This window comes from Mesorhizobium sp. B2-6-2, from assembly GCF_006440615.1.
In the GTDB taxonomy this organism is placed as follows: domain Bacteria; phylum Pseudomonadota; class Alphaproteobacteria; order Rhizobiales; family Rhizobiaceae; genus Mesorhizobium.
Genome location: NZ_VFUG01000013.1, coordinates 55,976 through 73,695 on the forward strand (window position 1 = coordinate 55,976; position 17,720 = coordinate 73,695).

Annotated in this window: 10 protein-coding genes and 4 pseudogenes; 10 read left to right on the forward strand and 4 right to left on the reverse strand. The window is 58.1% G+C overall.

Annotated features, from left to right (window positions below):
- Positions 1 to 78 precede the first annotated feature (78 nt).
- Both FJ419_RS22370 and FJ419_RS22375 read right to left on the reverse strand, forming a co-directional pair.
- On the reverse strand, positions 79 to 1,482 hold the full coding sequence (locus FJ419_RS22370) for a radical SAM protein (RefSeq protein WP_064993345.1): 1,404 nt from the start codon (positions 1,480 to 1,482) through the stop codon (positions 79 to 81).
- 16 nt (positions 1,483 to 1,498) lie between these two features.
- Positions 1,499 to 1,678, reverse strand: a complete 180-nt coding sequence (locus tag FJ419_RS22375) for a hypothetical protein (protein ID WP_064993346.1) — start codon at positions 1,676 to 1,678, stop codon at positions 1,499 to 1,501.
- A gap of 393 nt (positions 1,679 to 2,071) precedes the next feature.
- Between FJ419_RS22375 and FJ419_RS22380 the strand changes: the two genes are divergently transcribed.
- From FJ419_RS22380 to FJ419_RS22390, 3 genes are all read left to right on the forward strand, one after another.
- A complete protein-coding gene (locus tag FJ419_RS22380; RefSeq protein ID WP_140698301.1) occupies positions 2,072 to 4,846 on the forward strand; it encodes a caspase family protein in 2,775 nt (924 codons plus the stop codon).
- A 115-nt stretch (positions 4,847 to 4,961) separates the two neighbouring features.
- A complete protein-coding gene (locus tag FJ419_RS22385) occupies positions 4,962 to 6,008 on the forward strand; it encodes a hypothetical protein (RefSeq protein ID WP_064993349.1) in 1,047 nt (348 codons plus the stop codon).
- Positions 6,009 to 6,739: 731 nt separating this feature from the next.
- On the forward strand, positions 6,740 to 7,198 hold the full coding sequence (locus tag FJ419_RS22390) for a MucR family transcriptional regulator (RefSeq protein WP_064993350.1): 459 nt from the start codon (positions 6,740 to 6,742) through the stop codon (positions 7,196 to 7,198).
- Positions 7,199 to 7,321: 123 nt separating this feature from the next.
- Here the strand turns inward: FJ419_RS22390 and FJ419_RS22395 are convergent, their stop codons facing one another.
- Entirely contained in the window at positions 7,322 to 9,151 is a 1,830-nt protein-coding gene (locus FJ419_RS22395) for a phospholipase D-like domain-containing protein (RefSeq protein WP_176479562.1), read from the reverse strand.
- Positions 9,152 to 9,268: 117 nt separating this feature from the next.
- On the opposite strand from FJ419_RS22395, the gene FJ419_RS22400 reads away from it, so the two are divergent.
- The 6 genes and pseudogenes from FJ419_RS22400 to tdh all read left to right on the forward strand — a co-directional run bounded on the left by FJ419_RS22400 (position 9,269) and on the right by tdh (position 15,386).
- Entirely contained in the window at positions 9,269 to 10,099 is an 831-nt protein-coding gene (locus tag FJ419_RS22400) for a hypothetical protein (RefSeq protein WP_198327536.1), read from the forward strand.
- A gap of 84 nt (positions 10,100 to 10,183) precedes the next feature.
- Positions 10,184 to 10,846: pseudogene (glyA, locus tag FJ419_RS22405) on the forward strand (serine hydroxymethyltransferase); the annotation flags it as partial.
- 54 nt (positions 10,847 to 10,900) lie between these two features.
- Positions 10,901 to 12,077: pseudogene (gene metK, locus FJ419_RS22410) on the forward strand (methionine adenosyltransferase).
- A 109-nt stretch (positions 12,078 to 12,186) separates the two neighbouring features.
- A complete protein-coding gene (locus FJ419_RS22415; protein ID WP_086081358.1) occupies positions 12,187 to 13,179 on the forward strand; it encodes an adenosine kinase in 993 nt (330 codons plus the stop codon).
- A 74-nt stretch (positions 13,180 to 13,253) separates the two neighbouring features.
- Positions 13,254 to 13,700, forward strand: a pseudogene (locus FJ419_RS22420) (5-methyltetrahydropteroyltriglutamate--homocysteine S-methyltransferase); the annotation flags it as partial.
- A gap of 651 nt (positions 13,701 to 14,351) precedes the next feature.
- Positions 14,352 to 15,386, forward strand: a complete 1,035-nt coding sequence (gene tdh, locus FJ419_RS22425; protein ID WP_086081359.1) for an L-threonine 3-dehydrogenase — start codon at positions 14,352 to 14,354, stop codon at positions 15,384 to 15,386.
- A 224-nt stretch (positions 15,387 to 15,610) separates the two neighbouring features.
- On the opposite strand, the pseudogene FJ419_RS22430 reads toward tdh, so the two are convergent.
- Positions 15,611 to 16,612, reverse strand: a pseudogene (locus FJ419_RS22430) (cytochrome-c peroxidase).
- A gap of 551 nt (positions 16,613 to 17,163) precedes the next feature.
- Between FJ419_RS22430 and FJ419_RS22435 the strand changes: the two are divergent.
- Positions 17,164 to 17,631, forward strand: a complete 468-nt coding sequence (locus tag FJ419_RS22435) for a MucR family transcriptional regulator (RefSeq protein ID WP_064994187.1) — start codon at positions 17,164 to 17,166, stop codon at positions 17,629 to 17,631.
- The last annotated feature ends 89 nt before the right edge of the window (positions 17,632 to 17,720 follow it).

Genomic DNA, 17,720 nt, shown 5'->3' on the forward strand with positions numbered 1-17,720 from the left:
ATTCGCCGTCGCGCGGAGTTCGCAAGACCCGCGATCCGATCAGTGTTGACACGACCCCCGCCTTGACTTCTCACAAGCCTAGCGACGATCGGGCGGCGCGGATTTGAATTGGTCCGTTGCGGTTAAGGCAAAATCGGTTGGTAGCTGCAGTCCGAGCGAGGATGTCAATCGCCTCGGCAGCATGGTCCGCCAGAATTCGCTCTGTTGATCGAGCGATGCCGTATCGCGCTCCAGGTGAAGCTTTGGGCAAGCCCCCCAGCACAGCGGCAGAAAGGAGCATGTGCTGCACTTTTCGTTGCGTGTCGGATCGAACCCGTCCCACCATTGTTCCTGCGTGGCTTGTTGTGCGGTGGATTCTCGATCGAGTTGTCCGACAGCGCGGTGCGGTTCGGTAACCTGGAGGCCGCAATTGTACAGGGATCCATCAGCGCCGATGACGATCGAATCCTCGGCAATCGCAGCACACACGGATCTTCTTGGGTGGGGGTAGCGATCCAATGCGGCTGTCTTGTCGAGATAGATTTCTGGGACGATGGCGCGCACGACATCCCTGGCGGCCTCGAATTCCGCATAAGCCAGCTCAGTCTTGCGGATGAAATCGACCTCGGTTGAGTAAGGCGTCAGTTTAGCGATCTGCAGCGTTGCCTTTGACCCCTTCTCGAACCAGCCGTTTGTCATCCCGAATTCGGCGAGCAAAACGAGATCCGCACTGTTCTTCGTACCCAGGTTGAAACGGATATCAACGGTCACATCCCGTTTGAGAGCTTCAATCAGTCTGATAGCGCCCTGAAACTGATCCTCGCCGGAAAATCCGCGACGGTAGCGCCGTACCTTGTTATGGGATTTGCCAAATCCGTCGAAGGTGACCTGAACGCGCTCAATCATGTGGATGCGGGCGAAAGCCAAGGGATCGCCAGGCCACAGTGTGCCGTTGGTCAAGATCGACGCTGAGTACCGCCGTCCCAACTGATTGCAGAGTGCCTGGAGCCGTGACGATGCCTTTTCCAGAAAGGCCCGATTCAACATCGGCTCGCCGCCATACCAATCAATGTGTAGGGCTGGCTTGCCGGAAGCAGTCAGAATGTTTTCAACGCGCTCGACGATCTTATCGACATTGCCAAACTCAAGCGTGGATTCGTCCCGCTTCTGAAAACAGTAGAAGCACCCTAGATTGCAATTGTTGGTCGTAGTGATGGTCACAATGATTGGGGACTCTGCCTTGGTCTGCAGGAAGAGCTCCCGAATTTGCTTTATTTCGTCGAACCCCGGCTCAACAACAAATCCACCGCTCAGCAAGGATTGCGACAGCGCTTCCCCTAGATTGGTGAGATCGATTTTTGCGGGGTGCCTGCAAAGAGCGAAGCCGAGATCGGCAGCATCGCTCCCCGCAAAATGACGCGACGCTCCCGTTCGCGCATTGTAAAGAATGATACTGCCGGTCTTTGTAGGGATCGAGAAATTGTAGCGTGATGTGGAGTACATGGCACGCTGCCAACCGTCAGCTCTGCTCGATCAGGGCCACGCAGTAGGTTGCGTCATAGCCGCAAAGTGTCGCAAGCGGCTTTGAATTGCCCTTTTCGTCGGAAACGCTGACTTCAACCTGCTCTATGGTTACGCCCGGCTTGACCTTGATTGTAGGCTCGCGGTCAGCAGATTCGATGAGAGTAATCTTCGTCATGACTTACGATCCCTCCTCGTGAAGACCCACACCCGCATAGTCTGCCCGAACTGGCGACTTGGCAAGTAAAATCGAGTCGCGCTAATTTCGCGATGCAGAGCCCCGGACGGCTAATGCTTCGTGGATCGTCGAAGATTGTTAGCCGCGGAAGAAATCGGTCACATTGGCTCGGGGTGAGCGAGCCGTTTCCGCGCCAGCGGCCCCCGCAATGACCTTTTGCAGGATTAGCGGGGTCAAGAGCCCGATCTGGAATGCAGTCAATGCTTGCGCCTGACTGCCAAAATTCAACCAAGTGAAAGCGCCGGATACAAATATCATCAGCGCTGTGATAATCCAGTAGAGTGCACTTTTCAGGTATTCTGGAAATCGCGGATTTGTCCTTAGGCCATACCAATGAACAAGCTCAGCGACGAACCCTCCGAAAATACCAACCAGGAAAACGCCGAGCGCAGTGGTCAAAGCTACTCCGCCGCTCATGATCAATCCTCCAGCGATGTGCATCCTTCCGGAAGCGTTTGTAGTATAGCTGCCGATCGCTTTTCCAGCCCTATCTACATGAGTTCACGGTCTCGGCTTCGCTATTCTGTGGAGGGAGCCTCCGCGCTGGCCAATGCGATCGCCGTTCTGGCTTCCAGCGATGCCCCCACAGGGCTTTACGACGAGAACCTTACCCGCAAGTCGCTTGAAGCGATGTTTCGAGAGATTGGCGCGAGTGAAGAAGTCGGAGGCTGCGAACTCATCCTGGTCCTTTCGGGTCATGGTGACCAGAGCACGGACCAGACCTGGTTCTGCACCTATGAGGCTAATCCTGACCAAATAGACCTCACCGGCGCCGGGCTTGCCGATCTTGTCATGCTTGCCAGACCGGCGAAGGTCTCGGCGGTTTTTGACTTTTGCCATGCCGGCGGCGTTGCGAAGGACTTTCGGGCAGCGCTATCGGGTCGACTTGGCGACGACAACATCCTGGTCCTCTCCGGCGCCACTTCGCAGCAATTGGCTTACGAGCACCCTGCTCTCGGCCGAGGCCTGTTCACGATTGCCCTGCACGAAGCGCTCGTAGACAAGCGGCTCTTTGCACTGGCCGCAATGCCCGGGACCGCTACGCAGCCGTCGCCCGGGGGATCGGCGTCGAGCGACCTGGCGCGGCTCTTTGTTTTCGCGAGGGAGCGTACCGAGCAACTTGCCTACCTCTTCGCCGGCGGTCGCAGGCAGTCGCCGGAGCTTTGTGGCTCCGGCCATCTTGCGCTCGAATGGTCCGACAAGACCATTGGGCCGCCCTTAGCCCCCGAACCCAGACGAGCCTTGGCTGGAAGGGTACGGCGCGTTTTCGGTTGGAGTGCAGCGCTTGTAGTCGCCATCTGCATGCTCCTGTACTTCCTGCAATATCACATCGCCGTGCAGCCGAACGGCTGGATCGAGGTACGCCCCGGCCCGCCATGGATGTCCTCATTGCTTCCGAGCGCGATGGGATCGGGAGTGCAGTTGGCGATTGCCGCCGACGATCTCGAACCTGCTTCGCCGCGTTGGGACGAGCAACGCATCAAGGCGCGGACAGCCCTGATGCGCGGCGGTGTAGGTGGGCTTGTCAGTCACCCGATAGGCGACCAGGAAAACTGGGAATTCCGGCTATCGTCCGAATTGTCTAAGGACGCCGGTCGACGGCTGCATTTTGTCTCTTCGCGCAGCGGTGTGATTGACGTCTGTGATTCCAAGGACGTCAAGCGCGACCGATTGTGGGATTACCAGTTTGCGCTCGAAGCTGCGCTGCTTGATCGAGCGCGGTCTTGCCCCGCGACATATTTCCTTTTGAACGGTCCAGAAATCGATGATCTCTACAACGTCGACGACGTGCGAACGGTCGCCGACTATGGCCTATCGGAGCTTTCCGATCAGGCTGTGCGGACTTACCTCGCCGGGCTTGCCCTGGCTTTTGGTGAGCTCCGGGACGAGGACGCGCGGCGACGCTCGTTGGAGGCCGCTATCCTGTTGACCTCCGTTCGGGCAGAACGCGACGTTGTCAGACCATCGGACTGGCTCGCCTTTCTACGGTTCGTCGAGGATGTGGCGGGAAGTCCCAAACTCACCTTGGCGCCGAACGCCGCGGTCTTTCCACGCTTGGCCAGGTGCGCGGCGAGTTGGTGCGAGCTTTCGACAAAAATCGTCGAATACTTCGCTGCTGGCCCGCAAGCGTCGGGCATGGGCAACGGAGCCGGAATGATGATGTGGTTGATGGCAAAGGACTCCGAAAGACAAGCCGCAGAGGGCTCCGCCACCAGCTCCTGGTCACTTCCACCAATATTGCTGCTCGCCCGCCGCGGCGAACTTAACGGACGTGATCTCGATCTGATCATTCGGCGATACGGCTTGCTCGTTATCAACCACGACATGTTCTGGGTGGACCCGACCTGGTTGCCACGTTTCGCGCGCGTGCTTCCGCTAAGCGAGGAGTGGAGCACACCGTTGTGGGGTTGTGTACTTGGCACGTCTGGTAAAAATTCGTCCTGCTTGCCGATTGATGCCAGCCTTGCTGCGCGCGTGCTAGCGGCTCAAGGTCGCTTCCTCAGTGCCGAGGCGTTAGCTCAATTGGTCCTTCGACTGGACAACGGCATCAAGCAAGACCGTGATGTCGCGGCATACGCGTCCGAGATGGTAGACCTAGCATGTTGGACGCCCATGCCAGATCGATGGGTTTCAGGGTTGGAAAAAGGCGTTGAGTACGACATTCAGATAGCACCGCCACGCAGCGCCGATCCGCTTACCGGGGTCCAAATCGTTGAGGTGACGGATGTGTCAGTCGCGCAGGCGCTGTCGGCGGCTTTGAGGAGCGATCATGGGAGTTCGCCAGCAACGATCAACCTCCTCGTAAGGTACGCCTCCAACCACTTCTCTTACGCAGGCCTTGATGTCCTTTATCGCGCGCTGGCGCACAAACTGCGACCGACGGGCGACCCAAGCGGATTCGACCTTGTGCGCTCGCTCCAGGACTTCGCACCGGACGCACAAGCAAGAGCGGTCCTTTTGCGGGCCCTGTCAATTACAAGACCGCGCAGTCTGCTTACCGACGCGCGCATCGCGGATGGATCGGTCTTCTGGCGTCTCGATGCGGTTCTTGCCGCGCGCCGCCAACTTGGCGACTACCAATTTGAAGAAGACCAATATTGCGAGTAGCAACGGCGACGATTTTGGCCGCGCGCCAGCCGAAGGAGCTTCATCCCATAGGGATCTGGCTCGCCCCGGTTTCTCCCAGTCAAAGCGATAATGCATCAGTCATAAGGAACAACGAATGCCATTGCTCTTCTGCAACATTGCATGGATGAACCACTATGCCGGCAGGGATCCGAACGATCCTCCGAAAGGCGGCGGCGGGTTTCCAGTTCTGGAAGGCTTTTGCGGTGAGGAGTTGAACTTCGTTGCCTGTGAAGATGGGTATGTCTACGGCCACTTCGAAACCATCAAGGGCGAAGAGGATCGGCAGGTCAACATCCAGCGCCTTGGGGCCGGTCCCGAGGACGACTTCCTCGATGGCGTCGATATAGTCTGGACGGCTCCGACACAGGGGAGCGATCCGCGCTGTGTGGTCGGTTGGTACCGAAACGCGCGCATCTACCGTCATCGACAAAAATTCAACGGCCAATTCCCATCGGTGCGGCACGTGGAGGATGAAATCACCAGCTTCCGTGTCAAGGCCAGGATCAAGGACGTCAGGCTGTTGCCTTCATCGGAACGACGCATGAAGCTTGAGCGAGGTCCCGGTTGGAGCGGCCAGGTCAGTTGGTGGTACGCGGAAGATACGAAAAACCGCAATGCGCGCGATTTTGTCCGGTCTGTCAGAAAACTTCTTGAGGGCGAGCGTGAAACTAGGCGCCCGTCGTCGGCAACCCGCAGAAAACGACGAGCTGGGGAAGCTGCATCCAATGCGTATTCGCGTTATGTGGAAAAATATGAAGCCGTGGTCCATCCCCGCCACAACAGATTGCAAAGACGGTTCGAAGCCTATCTTAAGGATCGGTTTCCTGGCGTGACCTTCCCGGCCACCTTCTGCGACGACTTAAGGTACGTAGCTGACAAGCGAGATGAGGTCATGGTTGAGATCAAACCAACCGAACCGTCGACCCTTAGGTTCGCGATTCGAACAGCCATTGGGCAACTTCTTGACTATCGGCAGCACCAGCGGTGGAACGGCAAACAGTTGATAGTTGTAGAGACTGAAGTGACGAACGCTGATGATCGAGCGCTGGCGTTCGACAACGGTTTCGGCCTAGCGTGGCCGATCAAGGATGGCGGTTTCGCATTTGCTTGGCCACCCAAGCGTCGGCAGGCTGTCATTTAATCAGCAAGGTTCACGCCGGGGACACTGCCAGCCGCATTTTGGAGTGTGCCGGCGCGGCGACAAGCTGGTTCACGTTTATCACCCCAAACGCAGCAAAAGCGATATCGGGCAAGATGCGAAGGGTTTGTCCAGAAAGAGGCCAGACACGCTGCTTATGCCAAACTCATGGATGCCATCTTGGCGCCAAAGCGGTTGTCATCTCTGGGCAAGCAATCCCAAGCGCCTGCCAAAGCGCCGACGTCAGCGCGGGGTCATCAACGGAACCGCGCTTTCGTCGAGGGACAATGGCGTACAAGACGGAAGCACCGAAATGACCGCGATAGCGACCAAAGGCAGTGCGGTGCTGGAGAAAGTTCGTGACCCTGAGACGGTTTAACAGGGCGGCCGAAGGAGCATCAGCATAGCGCCGACGCAAGGCGGGATGCGGGACCGACAGCCCCCGGCGAGGGGCGCCAAATGAAACGCCGCCAATGCCGACTCGCCGACCCATCTTTGGTTCGACCGAGCAATTCTACATGTGCGCATCGCTCCCATTGGCTTCTGCAAATGACCGCGCTGCTTTCACCAACCATCACACAGCCTGCGCGCACAAGTACGGCAGAGGCCGACTAGGTCGGCCTTAGGGGATAGACCGCACCTTTAGGAGGTTCTGGCTGCCGCGATTGGCGCGCGCTCAAACTTGCACTACATATTCACCCTTGGGCAATTGCGTATCATCAGGAGAATATATTTTGAGCGAGGAAAAAGAAGCTGAGCAAGCCGATCTGGTCGGACTGACCGCGGATATCGTCTCGGCATACGTTGCCAAAAATGCCCTGCCAGTGACCGGTCTCCCAGATCTCATCAGTCTAGTTCATTCGACACTGTCGGGCATCGGTCATCCAACGGCAGCCCAAGAGCCGATCGCGCAGCCTGCGGTCAATCCAAAGAGATCGGTGACGCCTGACTTCATCATTTGCTTGGAGGATGGGAAAAAGTTCAAGTCGCTGAAGCGCCACCTCAGTGTTCATTACGGGCTGACGCCTGAGCAATACCGTGAAAAGTGGGGGCTGGCGCGAGAGTACCCGATGGTCGCGCCGAATTACGCGGCCCAACGCTCTGCATTGGCAAAGTCCAGCGGGCTTGGGCGGAAGCCGGGGGCCAAGGCGACGCAAAAGGCAACGACCAAGCGAACATCACCGCGCCGTTAGCGCTACGCGAACGGTCTTGATAGGCCGCAACGAAAATTTTGCGGCCCGCGGGACCAATCGCTTCAGAAGGTGCGCAGACGTGCAGGTGGCGCTCGCCTGGTGAACGCTTGGGCCCATTTCAGGTCAAATCACAGGCAGCTTCTTTTCGCCCTTGAATATGTCGTGATCGTCCGGTGCCGCCTGGCTCCAACTTGCGTCCGGATCGGCGAAGAACATTTGTCGCTTGTGACACTTGGCATTGTCGTCGGCATAGTAGGCGATGAGCCATTTGCCCGATGGATCAAGTATCCCAACCTTGGCTTCGCCACCCAACTTTTCGATCTTGTTGATGATGTCGCGAGAGTAGAAGTGGCGAAATATCCGGTCAAACTCTGTCAGGTAGATATCAGCGACCCGGGTGTCGCCGCGGATCAACAGCATGTTCTCGTCATTTGCGGTAAGGGAGCCTCCGGAAAAATTCGCCGATCCTGTGCAGATCAGCGGATCCTGAGATAGAGGATCGATCAGCAGGAATTTGGTGTGGATGAAAAAGACGAATCCATCGCCGCTCTGGCGTTCCAGTTCCTCATCGAGAAACCAACTTTCGATCTTGAAATGAGGTATCGGCACGATCTTGGTGACTTTTTTTCCCGTGGCGCTACGCCCAGTCCGCTCTTCAACTTCCATCTTCTCTTTGCCAAGGATGGCGCCGTACGAGAATTGCAGATCGGCTGGATTCTCCTGCTGTGCCTTTTCGATTGCCTCGGTCGGAGGCCGCTCGAGCAAAATGAACCGCATCGACGGCCCTTTCGCGGCCATGGGCGCCAGAATCTTGGGATCGACGGAAAAGGCACCCGTAAACATGGAGGACGTTTTTGCGTCCGCGATACGCGCGCCGTACCAATCGAGCATTCGCGTGCTGGTGCGCGGTGAAAACACAAGCGTGACGCCAGGACCGACAAGATTGGCTGGGTTGGGGGTCAGACCGACAGCTGCAACCGTTGCGTGGTCGTCATCGGGATCGCTGGTGAGACCGGTCCAGAATTTAAAATAGGTTTTTGCAACCCCGGCATCGGTCACCTTATGTCCGACGTTCGTCTGCCCCAGAAAGCCGGAGGGCGTGAAGTTGGTCGAGCCTGTCCAGACCGAGACAGGGTCGGTCCCGCCAGCAAGACGCACGATGAACTTGTTGTGGGGGATTTTGGTTTTCGTGCGCCGAAACAGTATCGTGCGGTTGCCAACCTTCTCCGCTAGCCCAGCCAGTTCTGCGTTCGCGTTGTTGACCTTTGTGTCGTGGAACACTATGCGTACGTCGACGCCACGGTCGATAGCAGCCTTCAACTCCTTCGCGAAGCGCAAATATGTGAACTCATAGGCCGCCACGCGCAGCCCATCGCCCGCGGGTGTCTCCCGAATATGGGCGATACACGCTTCAAGCAGGCCGCGCGACAACCACGCGACCTCCTTGTTTTCCGGATCGTTATACTCGTCGTCGCCGAGCGCCTTGTTGCCGAACTTTTCGGCGAAGGCCTGGCTGGCGATGGCACCACGATTGAACCAGATACCATGTCTGCCGTCGTCTTCTGCCTCGGTGGTAATGTCGATACTTGCGGTATGGCGGGCTTCAAGCGCACCCGGCTCGCCGAACATGGCCGAGACTTCAAATTCATATCTGGTCTGCGGATTGGCCTGATAGTCGCTCCACATAAAGCTTTGAATCGGATGCTCGTTCGTGAAGAACCGCGGTATCTTGCCATCCTCCGCAGCCTTGACGCCCTGCGGGAACAGCTTCTCGAATATCTTCAGTCCTGTCAGCCACGACCATTCACCACCATTGACGCGGCGTCGAAACGCGAAGCCTCTCAACCCCCGCGCATCCGCCTTGGACAGATCCAGCGCCAGCAACACGACGCGTGTCCCCGCAATGGCGTGCACTTTCAACTTGCCGTTATCGGATGCCCCCATTTTCCGCATTCTTCCCTCCTCATGGCAATGCTGAACGGGATTATCTCTCCCAAACCATGACATTGAATTTCAAGTTCTGAATGGAATCAATCATGCTTATGGCAAAAATTTGTGGCATGTGACCACATGTTAGTTAGCCAGATACTTGATGGCGCAGAATATGGCGACACTACAGCGGGCTCACACTTCAACGTCAGCAATAATTGCCGCCGCTCGGCATGGGTGGTGGCGGGCAAATTTTCATTGCGGTTGCGCCGAAACAGGTTTGTGCGTGCGATTGCCGGTTCTTTCCGGAAGGAACGACGATCGATGAAGGCACAGATTCAGGCCAACTATGAAGAGCGCCTCGGGCGCTATGCCGCGCTTGTCCATGGGAACAACCCACCGGGTCTGGTGATCAAGCTGGCAACGTATTCGTCCCTATTGAAACAATGCGAAGAGCACGGGGACAGGCTCTGGCGAATAGAACCACTACTTTACCAGATCATGCGCTCGATCGAAGTCGATCTCCATCTTGCCACTGCCAAGCTGCTTGAAAGTCCAAGGCGCAGCGACCGCAGCTTATTCAGGTTCCTCGAGTTTTGCCTCGACAACCAGATGCACATCGCCTGGAAATCGGGGACACCATCTCCAAGCCTGATCAAGGAACAGCTCAATGAGCTGGAAGCCCACAGGACGACGATTGCGATGATCATGGGCCGGCGGGACAAGTTCTTCGCGCATCTCGATAAGCGCTATTTCAGTGATCCGAATGCCATCTACGCCGACTACCCCTTGGACGAGTCCGCTGTAGTCGCTCTGGTGAATTGCGTGATCGGCATCATTTCATATCACCAACGAAACCTTGATGGTGCCATGGCCTTCCATGTCGGTGAGTTCTACCAGATCGCAGTCGAAAATATCGTGCGCAATCTCGAAGCTGGGCGAAAAGTGAATTTTCCGGGCCAGTTGGACTGAGAGCGATCGGCTCGACGCCAATGACGCCTGGGGCGGATTTCAAGAAGGCGCTCAAAATCATGACATTCGGAAAAGTACCGCACCTATCCGCGTATCTTTGACTACGAGGCAATGGCCAAAATTGCTTCGGAGGTGAACTCCTACCTGGTGGCCGACATCGCCCACATCAGCGGCCTCGTTGTCGCAGGAGTGCACCCCAATCCTGTAGGCCATTGCGATGTGGTCACCAGCACCTCTCACAAATCGATACGCGGTCCCCGCGGTGGCTTCATACTGTCAAGGAATGAAGACCGCTATCAGGCACTCTATCATTCCAAGAGCAAACACAATCTGGCCAAACGCATAGACCGTGCCGTGTTCCCTCTCCTGCAGGGCGGACCGCACATGAATACGATTGCAGCGCTAGCTGTCGCTCTGCACGAAGCAGGGAATCCGTCGTTCCGAGTGTACGGTCAGCAGATCGTCAACAACGCCAAGGCTCTGGCCCAGGCGCTTCTGGAGCGAGGTTATGAACTCGTCACGGGGGGCACTGACAATCACATGCTGATCCTTGATCTACGGGACCGGCCGCTGTCCGGGAAAGCCTATGCCGAGCGCTTGTCGCAAGCAGGTATCATCACGAATTTCAACATGGTGCCGGGCGACCGGCGGCATCCCGCGCTCACCAGCGGCATTCGGTTAGGCACGCCAGCAGTGACGGCCGACTTCTGCGCTGCGTTCGACGTACCTGGCATCTCCGACAGATAAGATGGCCGGATCAGCTGTCACATTTAATTCCAACGTTTGAAGCGAGGATATTCCATGACCAGACAATTCGTGTTCTCCTCCGAATCCGTCGGCGCGGGACATCCCGACAAGATGGCCGACAATATCTCAGATGGCGTCCTCGATGCGATTCTTCGCAAGGATCCTCAGGCTCGCGTTGCTTGTGAAGCGTTGGTGAAGTCAGGGATGGTCGTTCTGGCTGGCGAGATCACCAGCCACGCGCAGATCGACTACAGCCAAGTTGCCCGCGATATCATTTTGGACATTGGATATGACGACGATGCGATCGGCTTTGACGGGCCGTCGTTGCGCGGTGATCTTGGCCCTGACCGAGCAGTCGCCTGACATCAGCCAGGGGGTCGACGAGGGACGAGGGCAGGATCTCGAGCAGGGAGCGGGAGATCAGGGCCTCATGTTCGGGTACGCATGCAACGAGACCGAAACATTAATGCCTTTGCCAATCCAACTTGCTCACGATTTGACGAAAAAACAGGCAGAGGTGCGCCAAACTGGACGCCTTGGCTGGCTCCGCCCGGACGTTAAATCTCAGGTGTCCGTCCGCTATGAAGGTTTGCGACCGGTAGCGCTCGATACCATAGTCCTGTCGACGCAGCATGATGATGAGGTCTCACAGGCCACCGTCCGCGAAGGCGTCATTGAGGAGATCATAAGGCCGGTCTTGCCCCATGACCTGGATACGACGGGAATAAGGTTCCTGGTCAATCCAACCGGCCGGTTCGTGGTCGGCGGGCCGCGAGGCGATTGCGGGCTTACCGGCCGCAAGATCATCGTCGATTCCTACGGCGGCATGGGGCGTCACGGCGGCGGTGCCTTTTCGGGCAAGGACCCGTCCAAGGTTGATCGGTCGGCCGCCTATGCCGCGCGGTACGTCGCAAAAAACGTCGTTGCCAGCGGACTTGCGGAGGTGTGCGAGGTTCAGCTTGCTTACGCGATCGGTGTGGCCGCACCGGTCTCAGTCCTCATCAATACATTCGGAATCGCAAAGATTGATGAAAAACGGATCGAACGCGCCGTCCTTGAGCTTTTCGATCTCCGGCCGAAAGGCATCATCAAGGCGCTGGATCTCTTACGGCCGATTTACCGCAAGACCGCGACATACGGACACTTCGGCCGCGAAGAGCCGGAGTTCACCTGGGAAAAGACGGACAGAGCTGACGACCTGTCGCGTGAGGCAGGACCCGCAGCTGCTTGATGCGTCGGTATTGGATCCTTTCGGCAAAGGACGACCCATTCCACACTCGAAAGAAACACCCCGGGCCGGCGTGGCAAGAAGCCGGCTCGGGTTTTTGGCGGAGATTTTGATGCCGGATTATGACGTGCTTTGCATCGGCAATGCCATTGTCGACATCATTGCCCAGTGCGACGAGGAATTCCTGGAGACCAACGGCATCATCAAGGGCGCGATGAACCTCATCGACACCCACCGCGCCGAACTGCTCTACAGCCGCATGGGCCCGGCGATCGAAGCCTCCGGCGGCAGCGCCGGCAACACGGCGGCCGGCGTCGCCAGCTTTGGCGGCCGCGCCGCCTTCTTCGGCAAGGTCTCCAACGATGCGCTGGGCGAAATCTACGCGCACGACATCCATGCACAGGGCGTCGCCTTCGACACCACGCCGCTCAAGGGCGAGCCGCCGACGGCGCGGTCGATGATCTTCGTCACCCCTGACGGCGAGCGTTCGATGAACACCTATCTCGGCGCCTGCGTCGAGCTTGGGCCGGAGGATGTCGAGGCCGATAAGGCTTCTGGCGCCAAGGTCACCTATTTCGAAGGCTATCTGTGGGACCCGCCGCGCGCCAAGGAAGCGATCCGCCAGACGGCGAAGCTGGCGCACGCGGCAGGCCGCGAAGTGTCGATGACGCTGTCGGATTCGTTCTGCGTCGACCGCTACCGCGACGAATTCCTCGAGCTGATGCGTTCGGGCACGGTCGACATCGTCTTTGCCAACAGCCACGAGATCAAATCGCTCTACCAGACATCCTCGTTCGACGAGGCGCTGGCGCAGATCCGCAAGGATTGCCAGATCGCCGCCGTGACCCGCTCGGAAAAAGGCTCCGTGATCGTGCGCGGCGACGAGACGGTGGTGATCAAGGCGACCGCCATCAAGGAACTGGTCGACACGACGGGCGCCGGCGATCTCTATGCCGCCGGCTTCCTGCATGGCTACACGCAAGGCCGCGACCTGCAGACCTGCGGCGACCTTGGCTCACTGGCGGCCGGCTTGGTGATCCAGCAGATCGGCCCCAGGCCTCGGCAGAATCTGTGCCGCGAGGCTGAGCAGGCGGGGTTGTTGTAGGGGGCATATCGGCAAGGTGCTGCCGGGCATCTCCCCCTCAAGGGACCCTCAAGGGGGGAGATCGGCTGTACCTATGGAAACATTATCTCGGCTGGGCTGTCGAATGCTTCGGCCTCGCTTCTACCGGCGTGGAGGACGCGACCCAAATTCACAGCATATGTGCTACTCGGAGTTCAATGATCATCGATTCTATCGCTGAACTGGACGCGGACGTCATCTCGATCGAGACGTCGCGCTCCAAAATGGAACTGCTAGACGCCTTCACGAAGTCCTAATATCCGAACGAAATCGGTCCTGGCGTCTACGACATTCACTCACCACGTGTCCCAGAAGTCGGCGAGATTTTGCATCTCGCCCAACTTGCCCGCGAGCGACTGTCGGATAGCCAACTGTGGGTCAATCCGGACTGTGGTCTCAAAACAAGGAAATGGGAGGAGATCCGCCCTGCCCTCATCAACATGGTCGCTGCAGCAGGGGCGCTGCGGGAGAAGGCCCAGGCGCAGGCCGCTGGGTCCCTGTGACGGCAAATATGTGACCAGCGGGCTTCGCGGATAATTTGAGGCAGAAAGGACGCCATCGAGAAGCCGCGCGCAGGTCGGTAGACACGAGGGGGGCTCGGCATTGTCGTCCAGCCGAAGGCCCGCTGGACGACTGAGCGGCGGGGCTATCTGGGAAGCCGCTTCTGGTCAGAGGACGGATGATCTAGAGCACGAGGTGGGAGAAGGCGGCTTCGTCCATGAGCTTCTGGCTCTGACACAGCCAGCGGTCAGCAGACACTTCACCGAGGGGCACGTTTGCGGATGCCGCCTGTGCGTCCGCACTATTGAGATATCGCGGTGAGATCGACCATCGAGAGCATCGTGTAGAGTGATTGCGCCGCATGTGGCGGACATCGACAACATAGCCCGAGCCGCAAGCTACTCTCATTCCTCATCGTTTGAATTGAAACTTCGCTGCATCTGGCGCGGCGCTTGCTCGGTTTCCGCTGAGGTTCGCTGGAACTGGATCTTCACGCGCCGCTCGCGGTGGAGTGTTGCTTCGACACCATGGCAGCCTCGACATACCCATCGGTCCAGAAATCTCAGCTGTGCTCTCCGAACCCCACCTTTCCGTTGTGCGGCTACCAGAGGAGAGGCGAGAGTGGAATCAAACCAAGGTGTAAGGAGCATCTGATGTCGAACATGATGAAGGCGCTGGTGAAAGCCAAGGCCGAACCGGGCATCTGGATGGAAGAGGTGCCGGTGCCGGAGATCGGCCCCAACGACGTGCTGATCAAGATCAAAAAGACGGCGATCTGCGGCACAGACGTGCATATCTACAATTGGGACCAGTGGGCGCAAAAGACGGTGCCGGTGCCGATGGTTACCGGCCATGAATTCGTCGGCACCGTCGCCGATTTCGGCGCGGCGGTCACCGAATACAAGCTCGGCCAGCGCGTGTCGGGCGAAGGCCACACCGTCTGCGGTCATTGTCGCAACTGCCGTGCCGGGCGAGGGCATCTCTGCCGCAATACGCTCGGCGTCGGCGTCAACCGGCCGGGTGCCTTCGGCGAGTATCTGGCGATCCCGCAGCACAATGTCGTGCCGATCCCCGATGATGTGCCCTACGAGATCGCCGCGATCTTCGATCCGCTGGGCAATGCCGTTCACACCGCTTTGTCATTCGATCTGGTCGGCGAGGACGTGCTGGTCACCGGCGCCGGGCCGATCGGCATCATGGGCGCGCTCGTCGCCCAATGCGTCGGCGCGCGAAAAGTGGTCATCACCGACATCAATCCGGTGCGGCTGGCGCTTGCCAAAAAACTCGGCGTCCAGCATGTCGTGGATGCTTCGAAGGAAAAGCTGCGCGATGTCATGCCGGCACTCGGCATGACCGAGGGTTTTGATGTCGGCCTCGAAATGTCGGGCGCAGCCCCCGCCTTCCGCGACATGATCGACACCATGAACAATGGTGGCAAGATCGCCATTCTGGGCATCGCGCCGACCGGCTTCGAGATCGACTGGAACAAGGTCATCTTCAAGATGCTGCATCTCAAGGGCATCTACGGCCGCGAGATGTTCGAGACCTGGTACAAGATGATCGCGCTTGTGCAGGGCCCGCTGGATGTTTCCGGCCTGATCACCCACCGCATCGGAATCGACGATTTTCAGGCCGGCTTCGATGCGATGCGCAGCGGTAGTTCGGGCAAGGTGGTGATGGACTGGTGAGGCGATTGGCCGGCCTAATGCTGACGGACAGCGCCCTGGCCTGCCGAAGATCTCCAAGAGCGGGAGCATGGCTGGTGCAAAACCATGGCTCCTGCCATCAACGTGCGACGCTCAATCGCGCCGCGACCTATCACGGCCCAATCGGACGGCAGCGCCTGTGGCAATTCGCCAGATGGGTCAAGGAACGCTCACTGGCTCCGACGCGATCACCTGTTTCGCAATGCCTAGGATCGAGGTCGAGGTGTTGTGGGCGTTTCAGTTGGCAAGACGGGATTTGTGATCTCCGGTCGCTTTCCGGTCACCGAATGAAGGTAGGCACCGATCCGATCGATTTCGATTTGCGCTAGCTCTTGGCCAAGCTGGGTGGTGCCCATGATGGCGACCGCCTCGCTCAGGTCCCAGACCTTGTCCGAATGAAAGTATACCGCGGTGATTGCTACGTTGCGCAGCGATGGCACGCGGAAAACATAGGATCATCTGGTACATTGGTGACGGCAAATCGTCCCTTGTCGTTCTCCGGCAGGATGTCGGCGCCAGGCTACTCTACGAGGCCGAATGGATAATAGCCTTCCCCACCGGAATGGCAGGAGGAGCAGTCCTTTTCCATAAAAAGGGCCAAGCCCTGTTTCGCTTCGGGATCAATGGGGGTGTCATCGCCATTGAGGTAGGCGTCGAAGGGGGCCGGCGCGACCAGTGTCGCCTCGTAGGCTGCGAGTGCAATGGCCACGTTTTCGAGGGTGATGGGATCGGCTTGCTCCGGGAAAGCAGATTGGAACAACTCCACATATTGCGGCATCGATTTGAACGTCTCGACCACTCGATGCGGTGTGTTGGCCATTTCGACACCGGCCTGTATCGGCCCTTTGGCCTGAGCTTTCAGGTCTTCGGCGCGACCGTCCCAAAAATGTGATTTGTTGAAGACAGAGTTAAACACCGTCGGCGCGTCGCGCTGCCCCTTCTGCCAACCATGGCCAATCGAAGTTTCACGATTGTCGTCGCCCCGGTGGCCAGGTTGTGGCACGAAGTGCAGGAGAAAACGCCTGGGGACGAGAGGCGTGGATCGAAGTACAGCGCCTTGCCGAGGGCAACCTTCTCCGGTGTGCTTGGGTTGTTGGTGACTGCCAGTATGGATGGCAAGGGCTTGAAGATGGCCAGTGCCGTTTCCCTGAGGTCTGGCGGAAGGGACTGCTCAGCAAAGCTGTGGCCGCCACAAGCGCAACAGCCACCGCCAGGCAATAGAATTTTCATAGATAGAGTCCGACTATGTGCACGGAAACCATTCTCCACATGCGGCCTGCGAACGCCCTGCGCTAGATCCGTGGATCAAGGGAATGGTGCCTGTCGACCAAGATGATCGAGCGGCGAAAATAGTGACTGCGATTTATCCCCGACGGCCCCCGATACCAACAGTGGCGGGCGCGCAATCGCTATTTGTTCGCTGAGGGCTTGGTCGGTTCTGTTGCCTGTCGCCCCACGCTGGCGCAACGCCGACCTGTTTCGTACGCGCAAGGTCTTCCAGGTGCACGGCTCTTGGTGCTTACAATTTTTCTGCGTCGTCCTCTCGCAACTCAACCGACAAGATCGCGACTGAACGGCGGATACCGGGCGCTTATGGACGGCGATTTCCGAGGAGATCAGCGTCGCGACAGCTTGTAACTGGCGCTATAGACCTCGATGTTGGACGAGCACCGAACAATCCTGTCGCGAGATTTGTTGCGTTCGTCGGAAATCATCACTAGAAGGCCACGCTCCGCAGACCAATCCACTGGAGAGTTTCATGCCAGAAGAAGACTTCGAAAACGCCAACAACCTCATCGACCTTACCGCGGATGTTGTCTCAGCCTATGTTTCCAACAATCCCGTCCCGGTGGGGGAGTTGCCTGCCCTGATCGGCCAAGTGCACGAAGCTTTGAAACGCACGGCGGCCGGTCGCGTCTCCGCACAAGAGCCGACGGCGTTGACGCCGGCCGTCCCGATCAGAAAATCGGTGACGCCGGACTACATTATTTCCCTTGAGGACGGCAAGAAATTCAAATCGCTAAAGCGCCATCTGTCGACCCATTACGGGCTGACACCCGATGAATATCGCGCCAAATGGGGTCTGCCGGCGGACTATCCCATGGTCGCGCCGAACTATGCGGCTGCGCGCTCTGCCCTGGCCAAGACAATGGGACTTGGGCGCAAACCGAAAGAGCCTGAAGTCTCGGCGCCCGAGAAGCGGTCTAGAAAGAAGGTACCAGCGTGACTTCCTCAATCCAGACCCGTTGAGGGGCTGGCAGCTCGATCGGCATGATGCGAGCGAAACATAGAAAGGCGGGATCAAATCCCGCCTTT

Coding starts and splice junctions, on each gene's coding strand:
- FJ419_RS22435 (WP_064994187.1), top strand. CDS start 17,164: ATGCCAGAAGAAGACTTCGAAAACGCCAACAACCTCATCGACCTTACC.
- FJ419_RS22370 (WP_064993345.1), bottom strand. CDS start 1,482: ATGTACTCCACATCACGCTACAATTTCTCGATCCCTACAAAGACCGGC.
- FJ419_RS22385 (WP_064993349.1), top strand. CDS start 4,962: ATGCCATTGCTCTTCTGCAACATTGCATGGATGAACCACTATGCCGGC.
- FJ419_RS22415 (WP_086081358.1), top strand. CDS start 12,187: ATGCCGGATTATGACGTGCTTTGCATCGGCAATGCCATTGTCGACATC.
- tdh (WP_086081359.1), top strand. CDS start 14,352: ATGTCGAACATGATGAAGGCGCTGGTGAAAGCCAAGGCCGAACCGGGC.
- FJ419_RS22400 (WP_198327536.1), top strand. CDS start 9,269: ATGTTAGTTAGCCAGATACTTGATGGCGCAGAATATGGCGACACTACA.
- FJ419_RS22380 (WP_140698301.1), top strand. CDS start 2,072: ATGAACAAGCTCAGCGACGAACCCTCCGAAAATACCAACCAGGAAAAC.
- FJ419_RS22395 (WP_176479562.1), bottom strand. CDS start 9,151: ATGCGGAAAATGGGGGCATCCGATAACGGCAAGTTGAAAGTGCACGCC.
- FJ419_RS22375 (WP_064993346.1), bottom strand. CDS start 1,678: ATGACGAAGATTACTCTCATCGAATCTGCTGACCGCGAGCCTACAATC.